The organism is Acinetobacter sp. AOR41_HL (assembly GCF_027854645.1).
GTDB classification, from domain to species: Bacteria; Pseudomonadota; Gammaproteobacteria; order Pseudomonadales; family Moraxellaceae; genus Acinetobacter; species Acinetobacter nosocomialis.
In genome coordinates, this window is the sequence record NZ_JAKTHZ010000036.1 from 44577 (window position 1) to 57965 (window position 13389).

13 protein-coding genes are annotated in these 13389 nt (G+C 38.7%); 6 read left to right on the top strand and 7 right to left on the bottom strand.

What is annotated here, in order from left to right; translation table 11 throughout:
• The first annotated feature begins 6 nt into the window (after positions 1–6).
• Complete coding sequence (locus tag MKL35_RS13710; protein ID WP_004707833.1) at positions 7–558, top strand: tetratricopeptide repeat protein; 552 nt, start codon at positions 7–9, stop codon at positions 556–558.
• A 22-nt stretch (positions 559–580) separates the two neighbouring features.
• Here the strand turns inward: MKL35_RS13710 and MKL35_RS13715 are convergent, their stop codons facing one another.
• A complete protein-coding gene (locus MKL35_RS13715) occupies positions 581–1483 on the bottom strand; it encodes an NUDIX domain-containing protein (protein ID WP_032010207.1) in 903 nt (300 codons plus the stop codon).
• Between the two features lie 136 nt (positions 1484–1619).
• Between MKL35_RS13715 and hemP the strand changes: the two genes are divergently transcribed.
• A complete protein-coding gene (gene hemP, locus MKL35_RS13720) occupies positions 1620–1790 on the top strand; it encodes a hemin uptake protein HemP (RefSeq protein WP_000993415.1) in 171 nt (56 codons plus the stop codon).
• Between the two features lie 65 nt (positions 1791–1855).
• Here hemP and MKL35_RS13725 read toward each other — a convergent pair whose 3' ends face one another.
• The 4 genes from MKL35_RS13725 to MKL35_RS13740 form a co-directional block, all read right to left on the bottom strand.
• A complete protein-coding gene (locus MKL35_RS13725) occupies positions 1856–3214 on the bottom strand; it encodes an ATP-binding protein (RefSeq protein ID WP_032010209.1) in 1359 nt (452 codons plus the stop codon).
• A complete protein-coding gene (locus MKL35_RS13730; RefSeq protein ID WP_032010211.1) occupies positions 3211–3873 on the bottom strand; it encodes a response regulator transcription factor in 663 nt (220 codons plus the stop codon). The genes MKL35_RS13725 and MKL35_RS13730 overlap by 4 nt, the downstream gene beginning before the upstream one ends.
• A gap of 104 nt (positions 3874–3977) precedes the next feature.
• A complete protein-coding gene (locus MKL35_RS13735) occupies positions 3978–4328 on the bottom strand; it encodes a NirD/YgiW/YdeI family stress tolerance protein (RefSeq protein WP_002049212.1) in 351 nt (116 codons plus the stop codon).
• Positions 4329–4403: 75 nt separating this feature from the next.
• The gene (locus MKL35_RS13740; RefSeq protein ID WP_004707823.1) at positions 4404–6161 is read right to left on the bottom strand and encodes a GspE/PulE family protein; all 1758 of its coding nucleotides are present in this window, start codon (positions 6159–6161) and stop codon (positions 4404–4406) included.
• Between the two features lie 288 nt (positions 6162–6449).
• Between MKL35_RS13740 and MKL35_RS13745 the strand changes: the two genes are divergently transcribed.
• Positions 6450–7718, top strand: a complete 1269-nt coding sequence (locus MKL35_RS13745) for an MgtC/SapB family protein (RefSeq protein WP_004707821.1) — start codon at positions 6450–6452, stop codon at positions 7716–7718.
• A gap of 10 nt (positions 7719–7728) precedes the next feature.
• On the opposite strand, the gene tsaA is transcribed toward MKL35_RS13745, so the two are convergent.
• The gene (gene tsaA / locus MKL35_RS13750; protein ID WP_081404395.1) at positions 7729–8457 is read right to left on the bottom strand and encodes a tRNA (N6-threonylcarbamoyladenosine(37)-N6)-methyltransferase TrmO; all 729 of its coding nucleotides are present in this window, start codon (positions 8455–8457) and stop codon (positions 7729–7731) included.
• 104 nt (positions 8458–8561) lie between these two features.
• On the opposite strand from tsaA, the gene MKL35_RS13755 reads away from it, so the two are divergent.
• Positions 8562–9341 carry a ferredoxin--NADP reductase gene (locus MKL35_RS13755; RefSeq protein WP_002049093.1) on the top strand — a complete coding sequence of 260 codons (780 nt, stop codon included), beginning with the start codon at positions 8562–8564 and terminating at the stop codon, positions 9339–9341.
• Positions 9342–9394: 53 nt separating this feature from the next.
• Here the strand turns inward: MKL35_RS13755 and MKL35_RS13760 are convergent, their stop codons facing one another.
• Positions 9395–10264 carry a PhzF family phenazine biosynthesis protein gene (locus MKL35_RS13760; RefSeq protein ID WP_032010214.1) on the bottom strand — a complete coding sequence of 290 codons (870 nt, stop codon included), beginning with the start codon at positions 10262–10264 and terminating at the stop codon, positions 9395–9397.
• 230 nt (positions 10265–10494) lie between these two features.
• Here MKL35_RS13760 and MKL35_RS13765 point away from each other — a divergent pair, with 230 nt between their 5' ends.
• Together MKL35_RS13765 and trhP are read left to right on the top strand one after the other, a co-directional pair.
• A complete protein-coding gene (locus tag MKL35_RS13765) occupies positions 10495–11961 on the top strand; it encodes an aminotransferase-like domain-containing protein (protein ID WP_081404388.1) in 1467 nt (488 codons plus the stop codon).
• 56 nt (positions 11962–12017) lie between these two features.
• A complete protein-coding gene (trhP, locus tag MKL35_RS13770) occupies positions 12018–13388 on the top strand; it encodes a prephenate-dependent tRNA uridine(34) hydroxylase TrhP (protein WP_032010217.1) in 1371 nt (456 codons plus the stop codon).
• Position 13389: the final 1 nt, after the last annotated feature.

Genomic DNA, 13389 nt, shown 5'->3' on the forward strand with positions numbered 1-13389 from the left:
CAGGATATGTTAAAGAAAGGTGTTTTTTATATTGGTGCTGTACTTATGGTCGGCTGTACAACTTTACCGGATCATTCAGCTCCAAAAGAGAAAACCCCTCCTGTTACTGAAAAAAAGAATGCTGAGACACCATCTGGTGTAAAAATTACACCCTATGATCATCCAGATATTCAACGTAAAAGTTTACAGGTGATTGTTCCTCAGCAGAAAAAGCCCCAACGCTTTAATGATGATGGAAGCCAGTTACCAGCTTTTAAAACTTTAATGCAAAAAACTGAGCAAGCTTACAAAAACCAGCAATGGTCAGATGCAGAGCGCTACGCCCTTCAAGCCCAGCGTTTAGCTCCACAGGCCGCCGAGACTTATTTATTTCTTGCACTGACTGCAAATCATAAACAGCAATATGCTAATGCTGAGTCTCTTGCAAGACGTGGTTTAAGCTTTGCTCAGAGCCAAGCGATGAAAAAACAGCTTTGGCTAACCATTTTAAAAGCGGGTCAACAACGTAATAACCCAAAAACTGTTCAGGAAGCTCAGCAAGCATTAAAAGCGCTCTAGCTTTTAATGCTTTTATGTCTTTTTAAAAATTACGAATACCTGCCAAGCCATACGCACCATATTGCTGTGCTGTGGCTAAATCATCAGGACTCATGCCCCCTAAAGCAAAGACGGGAATCTGGCATTTGTCAATTAAGTCAGCAAAACGATCCCACCCTAATGCGATAGCGCCAGGATGGGTCTCTGTTACTTTGACAGGGCTTACAAAAACAGCATCACAACCAATTTGCTGAGCATGCTGTAAAGAAACCGCATCGTGGCAAGCAGCAATAAAGCTTACTCCCACTTCTAAGTCGCCTTTATGCAAACTCATTAATTGCGACTGTTTAAGATGTACTGTTATTATACGGCTTTTTAAATCAGGTTTTAGTTTGTGCCAAACATCGACATTCATGATTAATTTTGAAAGCTGATTTGTATCTAAAAGAGCTAATTTTTCTAGATCATCCTCACTAACATTATCTTTTTCACTGCGCCAATACACTAAAGTTTCATCATTTTCGGGTAGTGTGAGCGTAGCGCTAATTTTAATAAAATGCGGCCAATACAATCTTTTAATAATATCTTTATTGGCTTTCGGGAAGTTTAAGTTAACTAGCTGATCACGCGTATACCATGTCCAAGGCTGATGAATAAGATTTAATAATTCATCAGGTACATAGCTATGGAACAAATGAAGGTTGACGATAATGTCATCATATTCATGGTGAATATAATCAAACTGATGCCAATCTTTTAAACCAATACCGACTTCTTCATAAATTTCACGGCGGCATGCTTCTTCAGGCGTTTCACCCTGCTCAACCTTTCCTCCTGGAAACTCATGCTTTCCACCTTGATGCTGCTGTTCACCACGCCATCCAACTAATATTTTTCCGCGATGAATTAAGATAGCTATTGCGACATCGACTATCGGTTTAGGCATTTTTCTACTCACTCAAATTTTTCCCAAGTGTAAGCAAATTTTATCAATTTATAAATTCTTTAAAATCTCATTGACAGATCTATTCGATAATGATTATCATTTAAATCGTTCAAGAATATACCACGGAGCATAACAAATGAACGCACCTTTTAGCTTATTTACTCGTAACACTGACTCAGCTCATGCCTTACCAATGCTGCATTCTAACAACCTATTTGCATTAGGTCGTGAAATCCGAATTATGCATGCTGGCGAGGAATACCGACTACGCCTTACTCGTAATAACCGTCTCATTTTAACTAAATAAGAACTACCCTCGCGTTTCAATAATATTCGTGGGAAAACAAAAAATGGATAGCATGGGCAACCATGCTATTTTTGTATTTCATGATTAAAAAGCAATGTCACTTCAACTTTTAAACCACCTTGGTTTGCATGCATAAATTGCAGTTCCCCACCATGGAGTTGAATAATTTTTTTAGTAATTGATATTCCTAATCCTGAGCCTTGTTGCTGCGTACCTAATACACGAAAAAAACGCTGTCCTAAACGTCTTAAAACTTCATCATCTACGCCATTTCCAGTGTCTTCTATAGAAATTTTTAGTTGTTGCTGATAATGACTGAGCTCAACATAAATAAACCCCAACGTAGGACTATAGCGAATAGCATTATCAAACAGATTTCTAAAAGCAATGAAAAGTAATTCTTCATTTGCAAATATTTTGGTTTCATTTGACAAAATATTTGTCTCAATCATCATTTGTTTGGCTTGTGCATCCATGCTTACAGTTTCAATTACTCGAGCCAATAGATGGTTTAAATCAATCACACTCTTAAAGAGTTCTGGTTGTTCTATTTCATTAGGTTCCAAACGAGCAAGAAGCAGTAAATTTTCAAGAATTTTGGTACTTCTTGAAACATCTTCTTGGATGCGTTCAAAGTCTTGATCAAGCTCTGGAATATGCTGATATTTACGTTGTAAAACTTGCAGACGCATTTGTATAGCAGATAAAGGTGAACGTAACTCATGTGATGCATCTGCTGTAAAGCGCTGTTCAGCAACGAGTGCCCTTTGGAGTCTTGCAAGTAACTGGTTTAATGCATCTATGACGGGTTGAATTTCTGTAATGACATCTGGGTCTTGAATCGGTTCTAAATTTGATGCGGTTTTTTGAGCAATACGTTTAGAGAGTAGATTGAGAGCCGCCAATTGTTGTTCAGTACGCCAACTTACAATGACCCATTGTAGTAGCCAGAACAAAACCATAAGACCACTATATCCAGCGAGTGCTTTGAGTACCTCTTCAACACGAGTACTCATGGGTTGAAAAACCTCAACTTGCAGCTCTGAATCTTTTTGTTGTGCGGCCAGACTACGCCATAATTGACCATCAAACCAAAAATATGAAAAACCGTTTGATAAATTGCCTTGTTCAAAAAGTTCATGTTGGTAGGTATGAGAATGAGTAAGCAATTGACCAGAATTTAATAATTCATACTGAATATCAAACTCATCACTGAGCTCGTCAAATTGTCTCATAGAATGTTTAGAGAGATCAGAAACCAGTAAGGTATCTGAAATTTCATCCATGATTTCATCTTGCACTGACATGTTGTGATAAATCGAAAATATGGTAAGCAAACTTAAAGCGAGCAGTCCCACCACGATACTGCTCCACATAGTGGTTTTAACCAGTTGAGACTGCAAAGAGGAGCGATTCGTTTTCATTTTAAATCTCCCATACGGTAGCCTAGTCCCCGTATGGTTTTAATACTGCTACTGCCGATTTTTTTTCGAAGTTGATAGATAAAAACCTCTATTGCATTACTTTCAATCTCGTCCCCCCATGCATAGAGCGCTTCTTCTAATTGATCCCGAGTAACAATATGTTCAGGATGAACCATGAGCTTACGTAAAATTTGGAACTCTTTCGCTGTTAAATCAATAGAATTTCCGGCCAACGATACAACTTTTGCTTGAGTATCGAGATGTAAATCTCCCCATATTAAAAGCGATTGCTGAGTTAAAGTTTGATTACGTAATTGAGCACGGATTCGGGCAGATAACTCTTCTAGGCTAAAAGGTTTAATCAAGTAGTCATTTGCGCCTAAATCTAGTCCCTCTACCCGGTCATGAATGCTGTCACGCGCTGTAATAAAAATGACAGGTACATTTTTTTGTTTATAACGGATTGTTGTTAAGACTTTTTCACCTGCCAGTTGAGGTAAACCTCGATCAAGTAAAATACAATCATAGTCATGCTGCTCAATCGCAGTAAGGGCATAATCACCTCTTTCGACCCAATCGACTTGATAGCCATCTAACTCTAACCAAGATTGAATACTTTCCGCTTGAGAGCGATCATCTTCTGCAAGCAAAATTCTCATCTATTTTTCCTGTTATATTCTGTCTTGATCTTGCCAAGCCTTTATTAAAAAAGCAAAGCCGCATCATCAGTGCGGCTATAAATATTATAAGTAAAGTCCAGTGCTTAAAACTGGATTTGTTCTACATCAATTTCTACATGTTTTGAGGGTTTAAAGTCTATATCTACTTCACCAACTAAACCAATATTAGTTGTTGGGGAAATAGGATGACCTTGCCAAAGCTCATCATCTACATTAATAGTGATAGTACCTGTTTTGTCTCGGAACTGATATTTCTCATCTCCAATAGATTTCACGACTTGTCCATGTAGTTTTACAGGCGTATCGTCTTTTGCCGTTAATGCTTGCTTAACAGTAGTGACCGTTGCAGATATAGCCGCTGCTTGACTCATAGATATAGGAGCTAGCGCTATACCAGTAAGCGCTGTCATCAAGATCACTTTAAATGCTTTCATAAAATCACCTATTTGATTACATCTTGGAATGACATCAGTAAAACAAGCATAAATGAGGTGAATCTTAAGAAAAGTTTAGTTTAATGGAACAACTCTTAATACCTCTTCTAAAGTGGTAAGCCCTTCAATGACTTTATGTGCTCCCGCAATTCTCAAAGGCTCTACACTTTCTTTTTTGGTTTGGCTTCGTAGTTCATTTAATGTCGCATGGCTGCTAATAAGATGCTTAAGCTCAAGACTAACTGGCATAAACTCATAAATACCAACTCGACCTTTATAGCCCGTATGTCGGCATTGTTCACACCCTACTGCTTGATAAACTTTTTCGGGCATTTCCATAATATAGTCAAATGTTAGGTGCTGCCATTCTTCCTCATTTATATGAGTTTCTTGTTTACAGTGTGGGCAAAGTCGTCGCACTAAACGCTGAGCCAATACCCCTAAAATAGTCGCTGCTGTTAAAAAAGGTTGCACACCCAAATCATGTAAACGAGTCAAACTAGACGGCGCATCATTGGTATGTAAAGTTGACAGTACCAAATGCCCTGTGAGTGCCGCCTGAATGGCCATATTCGCAGTGTCTTGGTCACGAATTTCCCCAATCATAATAATGTCTGGATCTTGACGCATCAGGGCACGCACACCATCAGCAAAGCCCAGCTCAATTGCATTATTGACCTGCATTTGGTTAAAACTAGGCTCTAGCATTTCAATCGGGTCTTCAATGGTACAGACATTGACCTGCTCGGTTGCAAGCTGCTTTAAAGAAGAATATAGCGTTGTGGTTTTACCAGAACCTGTTGGACCAGTAACCAAAATAATGCCGTGACTATTTTGTGTTATGCGTTGCCACTGTTGTAATAAAGACTGATCAAAACCCAATTGCTGAAAAGAACGTACCAGTACATCTGGGTCAAAAATACGCATAACCAGTTTTTCACCAAATGCAGTCGGCAAAGTTGATAAACGTAGTTCGGTTTCTTGTCCTTTCGGTGTCCGTGTTTTTAATCGACCATCTTGCGGTTTACGTTTTTCCGCTACATTTAATCGCCCTAAAATTTTAATTCGGGAAATCACGGCAGTCAGTGTATTTGAGGGCATGTTATAAATGGTATGTAAAACACCATCAATACGGAACCGAACTTTGCCATTGTCTTTACGCGGTTCCATATGAATGTCACTGGCACTTTGTTCAAATGCAAACTGTAAAATCCAGTCGACCAATTTCACAATGTGTTGATCATTGGCATCAGGGTTTTGGCTATCGCCAAGCTGTAAAAGTGCTTCTACCCCTTTGTTATCACGGTCATGAGCAGCATCTTTCTGAGCTGAATTTACCGCACGGCTAACCTGATAATATTCTCGCAAATAACGTTGCAACTGTTCGGGATTAAGCAATACCCGTTCAATTTTCTTCGGTGCCAGGCTTCTTTCCAAATTGTTTAACCAATCTGTTTTAAAAGGCTGGTCGGTACCAATCACAATTCGGTCCGCATGGACTTCTACAGCTAAAATATGGTTTCGAATTGCAAACTCTTGTGACATGACTTGAGTTAAAGCGCTTACATCTGCTTTTAAAGGATCAATCACAAATAATGGTAATTGCGCTCGATCGGCAAACCATTGGCACAGGCGGTTTAAACTTAAATGTGCTTGTACGTGCTGTTGGTCTTTTAAATTAAAATGTGCAATCCACTGTAATGGATGCCATTTCAATTGATCTTTTTGTCTATTTGTCGTTTGTACCAGTAATTTGTCCCGTTCAGTAATACGGCCTTCTTGTAATAATTGTTCTAGGCACCAATGTGCGTCTATTTCTACATGTGCATTCATGTGTTATCCCCAATATATTTTTATAATATAGCAGAGATGTTTTAGATTTAGCTGGTCTAGAAATCTTCAAATTTAGCTTTTAAATATCTTTTAACTTCAATTAATTAAACCAATTCTCAACTTAGATTTTTTTTGTGGCATAGATCATATTTATAAAGATATTTATTATGATAGTTTGATTAAAAAAGAGACTAGGATCAATACAATAAAAAGCATAAACTGGACATGAATATATGATTTAAAAATGACTGACATCTACATATAACAATAAACCTAAGAGGAAGTATTATGAATCTTCCAATGACAATGTCATTACAAACTGCATCATTTGAAGAATTTATCACTATCATTGCTGCTGCATTAGGCTGCGGGTTATTAATTGGTCTGGAGCGCGAAAGAAGTAAGTTAAAACACGAATATAAAACTTTCGCGGGTTTTCGATCTTTTGCAATTAGCTCCCTACTCGGAGCAATCTGCTTTTTATTTGGTACTGAAATTGGAATTGTAGGTGCTCTACTTATAGGAGCGATCAGTATTGTCTCTCTTAAAAATCAGCCTAATGATCCTGGTGTCACCACAGAACTTGCCTTTATTATGACTTACTTCATCGGGGCGCTTTGTATTTGGAATATTTCGCTGGCTGCAGGACTTGCCGTCATCATAACGATTATCTTATTGGCAAAACAATCTATGCATGGCATAGCCAGTCAATGGATTACCGAATCAGAATTGCGCGACGGGATTTTTTTACTGGCATTACTTTTAATTGCCTTACCCTTAGTTCCCAATAAACCTTTTTGGGGCCCCGTTCTAAACCCACATGTCATTTTAAAATTACTGACTTTAATTTTATTTGTGCAAGCCCTCGCACATATTGCAAAGCGGCTTTTGTCTTCTAAAAATGCTTTATTACTCTCTTCTTTAGCATCAGGTTTTGTTTCAAGTACCGCCACTATCGCGAGTCTGGGCTTGGAAGTACGCTCTGGTCGTGCAAATGCCAAGACAAATGCAGGTGCAGCATTAATGTCATGTGTTTCCACATTGGTACAAACCTTAATTATTGTCGTCGGTATAAGTTTGGCATGGTTCAAATTCATTATATTTCCAACACTCATTGCATTGGCTTTTTTAGCAGTATGGGCCTTCATTTTATTACGCAAGGCAGAGCCAAGTGCGACTTCACCCGAGCTAGATTCCAGAATGTTTAGCTTAAAAGAAGCAATTATTATTGCAGGGACACTTACCCTCATTCAGGCAGGCGTTTATGGTCTAAGCCTATATTTAGGTAATGCAGGCTTAATCGCAGGGACCTTACTCGCATCTTTGTTTGAAATACATGCAGCTATTGCAGCAGTGATTGTACAAGGTGAGCCAAATAACGCTCATACCTCACTACTCATTGCTTTCATGAGCGGCTTTGCTGTTCATGCAATTGCCAAGAGCATTAACTCGGCTATTTCTGGTGGAATGCGTTATGCCCTTGCTTTTATTCCTGCCCAAATTTTGCATATGACAATATTTATTGGCTTGCTCTGGATGAACATACATTGGTTCTAAAACGGCTTTATTAGATAAGCGATTTATCTTTCGCTATATCAACAACTGTAATGACATTGCCATTCACTTTAAAATGAATATCAAAATTCGAAAATTTCATTTTATAGACGCGTTCAGGGTCTTCTTGATAGGCAGGTCTAGGATCTAACGTCAATACTTGTTCTAATTCATCAAGATATTGCGTATTAATTTTTTTATTCTTTAAAAGATATTGCTGGGTAGTGAGTGCAGTTTCCGACCATATGACCGACTTTCGTTCGGGTTCAGCCTGCGCATAACCACTTTGAGCATCAACAATGGCATCTGAATATTGAATATAAGGTTTAATATCTAAAATTGGCGTGCCATTTAATAAATCACTGCCTGTAACGTACACTCTTAATAACTTACCGACTTTTTCAATCTTTTTTAAACGTACTACAGATAAACCCACAGGCGCTGGACGATACATACTGCGTGTTGCAAACACACCAATTTTTTCATTGCCCCCTAAACGTGGCGGACGAACCTGAGGCCGAAACTTAGTTGCAGTCTCCTGATTTTTATTGTCATGAAACTGCCAAATGAGCCAAAGATGACTAAATTGCTCAATTCCCTCAAAAGCCAACAAGTCGTTATAAGGTTCTACCATCTCGATATAAGATTCGATATTAACCAAATTAGGCTGACGTGGAATACCAAATTTTTCTCGAAAAGGTGAGCACATGTGCCCGACTATTGGGAAGGTGACAGAATTCATCATCACTTTTTCTTATAAACACAATTAAATATATTCAGTTTATCGGGAATGAAATTAGATTAGAATAGCAATCTGTTTTCTTTTAATCGTGATCGAGACCTTTAATGGCTGCTTTTAACGTTGAACGCATTACTCATGTGCACCACTGGAATGACACCCTTTTCAGTTTTAAAACTACACGCGACACTAGCTTACGTTTTAAAAATGGTCAGTTCGTGATGATCGGACTTGAAGTGAATGGCAAACCGTTAATGCGTGCATATTCGATTGCAAGTGCAAACTACGAAGAAGAGTTAGAGTTCTTCTCGATTAAAGTACCAGATGGTCCTTTAACTTCAATTTTGCAAAAAGTACAAGTTGGTGACGAAATTTTAGTTTCTAAAAAACCAACAGGTACTTTAGTTCATGATGATCTTTTACCAGGTAAAAACTTGTACCTTTTATCTTCTGGTACTGGTCTTGCTCCATTCTTGTCAATTATTCGTGACCCAGAAACTTACGAACGCTTTGAAAAAGTAATTGTTGTTCATGGTACACGCTATATTTCTGAATTAGCTTATCAAGACTTAATCTTGAACGAATTACCAAACCATGAATTCTTTGAAGAGTTAGGTATTAAAGACAAACTTGTTTATTACCCTACTGTTACTCGCGAACCTTTCCACACACAGGGCCGTGTAACAACTGCAATTGAAACTGGCGCTTTATTTGAAAAAATCGGTTTACCACGTTTCAACCGTGAAACTGACCGTGCAATGCTTTGCGGTAGCCCTGCATTCTTAAAAGACGTTGCTGCATTACTTGACCAACATGGTTTAGTTGAATCACCTCGCATGGGTGAAATGGGCGACTATGTGATCGAACGTGCGTTCGTAGAAAAATAAGATTTTTTAAATAAAAAACCGAGGTAAAGTCCTCGGTTTTTTTATAGCTCTTTTTATAAGGTGATGCTGCCATCAATACAGGTAACAGCTGTTCCACCCACTAAAAGTTTATCTTGATGCAATTCAAGCTTAAGTTGTCCATTGCGCCCTAAAGCGCGACCTTGTGAAGAAAGCACAAGGTCATTTTGTGCTGGCAAAATACCATAGTAACGAATAAAAGACGCTACACTCCCATTACCACTACCACAAACTGGATCTTCGTTTACACCACATGAAGGTGCAAATGAACGGACCTCTATATGCTTTTCTATATCATCATTTTCATAAAAACCGAAAACTGTCGCACCCGTAACTTTCATTTCTAAATCATGTTCTTTTAGAGCAGCAAAGTCGGGTTGGCTATCTAAAACAGCCTTAGCATTTACAGCTTGTAATACAACCCAACGCGCACCTACATCTATCAATGCTGCATTCCATTGTGTATTAATTTTACATTTTAAAATTTCTGCCAATTTTTCAGTATGCATTGCATCGAGTGGAGTAATTTTAGGCTTAGGGAGTTCAAATGAAATATGCTTTGAATCACTTACAGTCAAAGTCACTAAACCTGCACCGCATTGCTGTACTAGCTTACCTTCTTTAGCAGTCACTATACCCGCTTCAAGCAAAGCATAGGCGGTACCAATTGTGGGATGTCCTGCAAATGGCAACTCACTTTGTGGAGTAAAAATTCGAACCTGATAGTCAGCTTGTGAATCGGTCGCAGGAAGTACAAATGTGGTTTCAGAAAGATTGGTCCAGTTCGCAATGGCTTGCATCTGCTCAGATGTTAAAGTACTGGCATCCATAATGACCGCAACAGGATTTCCTTGAAATGCTTGTGAAGTAAAAACATCAACTTGTTTAAATGCAACAACAGACATAGACCACTCCTACTGATTTTATAATTAAAAAAATATGGCTTTAAATGCTCACCATTTTTTGATCTTACTAATTTATTTTTGATGGTCACAGTATCAGTTAATATGAAAAATAATAGACACAGTTCTTAAAAATAAATCCTGCTTAAAAGGATCAATCTAAGCGAATAACAATATTTGAGATAAATACCAGATCACTATAAAGTGTATCCATTACTTTTACTTTTTAATAAATTGACATGTACAAATATAAAAAAGTGAGTGATGACCTCACCCTTCAAATCCAGAATGGTAGGCAGCCTGTAGGTTCTAGGCTGCCTTCAATTCGTGACTGTGCGCAACATTATCAGGTCAGTATTAACACAGTAAAAGAAGCTTATCGTCAGCTTGAAGACCAAGGTTTAATTTCAGTTCGCCCACAGTCTGGCTACTATGTTTGTCATGCGCCTTCAAACTTACTAGAACTCGAAGAGCGTTATGTCAGTGAAGAAAAAGTATCTCTTTCAGGAATTAGCTGTTTTCTCGCACAAATTGTTAAAAAACAGATGGAGCCTGACTATGCCAATTTAGCTCTAGCTTGCCCTACTGGAGAAAACTTCTATCCAATAGAAAGATTAAAACGTTTAACTGCTCAAGTTTTACGGACACAGGCAGACATTTTTAAAAACTATACTTTGCCGCCTGGCTCGTTACGATTACGTACTCAAATTGCTAGGCGAAGCTTACAGCTTGGCATGTTTCTGTCCGCAGATGACATTGTGCTGACTCATGGCACTATGGAGGCTTTAAGTCTCGCAATTATGGCAACCACCCAAGCAGGTGACAGCATAGCGCTTGAGATTCCTACTTTTCATAACTTGTACCCGCTTCTTCATAATTTAGGGCGAAAAATCGTAGAAGTGCCGACTTCGCCGCATACAGGGATGTGTCTAGATGCACTTGAAGAACTCTTAAAATCTAAAAGTGTACGAGCCATATTAACTATTCCAACAGGACATAATCCTCTTGGTTTTAGCATGCCTGAAAGCAACCGCCGGCGTTTAGCAGAGCTTGCCAATCACTTCCAAATTCCGGTTATTGAAGATGCAATGTATGCTGAACTACAACTCACTGAGCCTCTCCTACCCAACATTAAGACATTTGACCAAAATGGATGGGTCTTGGTCTGTGGTAGCTATACCAAAACTGTGGCACCTGACTATCGAATTGGTTGGCTAGAAGCTGGACGCTTTCGTAATATTGTGCAGCAAATTAAATTAACAACAACCGTTGCCGAACCAACTTTACTCACCGAAACTTTAGGACTTTTTTTAGAAAATGGCGGATATGATCTGCATTTACGTCAGCTCAAAAAGCGCTATCAACAACAAATCGACACCATCAACTCTTATATTTGTCGCTATTTTCCACTCGGTACTCGAGTTAGTCGTCCACAAGCTGGATTTATTTTATGGTTAGAGCTACCCGAATCTATTGATACATTAGAACTGTTTCATCAAGCAATGGATGAAAAGATCTTATGTATGCCAGGAATTTTATGTTCGGCTGATAAACGTTTTAGCCATTGTTTACGTATAGCAGCCTGTTTCGAATTAAATCCGAAAATGTTAAATGCTTTGATGCGCTTAGGAGAGTTAGCAAAAAATATGCTACCCGCGCAAAATGATATAACTCAAATTCCTACTAATTCAGTAGGTTGAATCGAAAATATAGAGTTAATAAAATAAAACCATATATTTTTTATGCCTTTTATTTTATGAAAACCGAACTTCTCTCTCCCGCAGGTTCACTTAAAAACATGCGCTATGCATTTGCCTATGGTGCAGATGCCGTATATGCAGGACAACCCCGTTATAGCTTACGTGTACGTAATAATGCTTTTGACCATGACAATTTAAAAATCGGAATTGATGAAGCCCACGCTTTGGGTAAGAAGTTTTATGTTGTGGTAAATATTCAGCCACATAACAGCAAATTAAAAAACTTTATACGCGATCTTGAGCCAATTGTGGCTATGCAGCCAGATGCTCTGATTATGTCTGATCCGGGTTTAATTATGATGGTGCGTGAGCATTTCCCAGAAGTGCAAATTCATCTATCGGTTCAAGCCAACGCTATTAACTGGGCTACTGTTAAATTTTGGAAAGACTACGGCCTAAGCCGCGTGATTTTATCTCGTGAATTATCTTTAGAAGAAATAGAAGAAATCCAGCGACATGTGCCCGATATTGAACTCGAGGTTTTTGTACATGGCGCTCTATGCATGGCCTACTCAGGCCGCTGTTTACTTTCCGGATATATGAACAAGCGTGACGCCAACCAAGGTGCTTGTACCAATGCCTGCCGTTGGGACTATAAACTGCATGAAGCCCAAGAAGATGCAAACGGCGATGTAATTCCAACCACTCAGCTAAATACACCAGAAAAGTCTTGCTGCTCATCAGCACAATCAGAAACAACCTCGGTTCAAACTTTACTCGTACAACGTAATGATGAAGAAATGTTTGCTGCCGAAGAAGATGAACACGGCACCTATTTTATGAACTCTAAAGATTTACGTGCGGTACAACATGTAGATCGTTTAACAAAAATGGGCATTGCCTCACTGAAAATTGAAGGCCGTACTAAATCCTATTTTTATTGTGCTCGCACTGCTCAAATTTATCGAAAAGCCATTGATGATGCATTAGCAGGTAAACCTTTTGACCCAAGTTTAATGACCCAACTCGAAGGTTTGGCAAACCGCGGTTACACTGAAGGCTTTTTAAGACGGCATGTACATAGCGAATATCAAAACTATGCTGACGGATCATCACATTTTGACTATCAACAATTTTGTGGTGAAGTTTTAGAACGTCACGGCGATTATATTCGCATTGAGGTGAAAAACCGTTTTGTGATTGGCGACTCACTTGAGCTGATGATGCCTCAAGGCAATATCAGCTTTACCTTAACCGAAATGCGCGATTTAAAGGGCAATCCAATTACAGATGCTAAAGGTTCGGGACATTTTGTTGAGATTCCACTTTCACAAGATGTTGATGTTAGTTATGCCCTACTCATACGCAATTTGCCGCATGCGAAAGAAAGTATTACTGCCTCTACATTGGCTTATTCAGTGAGTTAAA

What these genes read in the sequence shown, in the direction of transcription:
- MKL35_RS13745 (WP_004707821.1), top strand. Translation starts at nt 6,450, where the DNA reads ATGAATCTTCCAATGACAATGTCATTACAAACTGCATCATTTGAAGAA.
- MKL35_RS13730 (WP_032010211.1), bottom strand. Translation starts at nt 3,873, where the DNA reads ATGAGAATTTTGCTTGCAGAAGATGATCGCTCTCAAGCGGAAAGTATT.
- tsaA (WP_081404395.1), bottom strand. Translation starts at nt 8,457, where the DNA reads ATGAATTCTGTCACCTTCCCAATAGTCGGGCACATGTGCTCACCTTTT.
- MKL35_RS13715 (WP_032010207.1), bottom strand. Translation starts at nt 1,483, where the DNA reads ATGCCTAAACCGATAGTCGATGTCGCAATAGCTATCTTAATTCATCGC.
- trhP (WP_032010217.1), top strand. Translation starts at nt 12,018, where the DNA reads ATGAAAACCGAACTTCTCTCTCCCGCAGGTTCACTTAAAAACATGCGC.
- MKL35_RS13760 (WP_032010214.1), bottom strand. Translation starts at nt 10,264, where the DNA reads ATGTCTGTTGTTGCATTTAAACAAGTTGATGTTTTTACTTCACAAGCA.
- MKL35_RS13735 (WP_002049212.1), bottom strand. Translation starts at nt 4,328, where the DNA reads ATGAAAGCATTTAAAGTGATCTTGATGACAGCGCTTACTGGTATAGCG.
- MKL35_RS13725 (WP_032010209.1), bottom strand. Translation starts at nt 3,214, where the DNA reads ATGAAAACGAATCGCTCCTCTTTGCAGTCTCAACTGGTTAAAACCACT.
- hemP (WP_000993415.1), top strand. Translation starts at nt 1,620, where the DNA reads ATGAACGCACCTTTTAGCTTATTTACTCGTAACACTGACTCAGCTCAT.
- MKL35_RS13710 (WP_004707833.1), top strand. Translation starts at nt 7, where the DNA reads ATGTTAAAGAAAGGTGTTTTTTATATTGGTGCTGTACTTATGGTCGGC.
- MKL35_RS13755 (WP_002049093.1), top strand. Translation starts at nt 8,562, where the DNA reads ATGGCTGCTTTTAACGTTGAACGCATTACTCATGTGCACCACTGGAAT.
- MKL35_RS13740 (WP_004707823.1), bottom strand. Translation starts at nt 6,161, where the DNA reads ATGAATGCACATGTAGAAATAGACGCACATTGGTGCCTAGAACAATTA.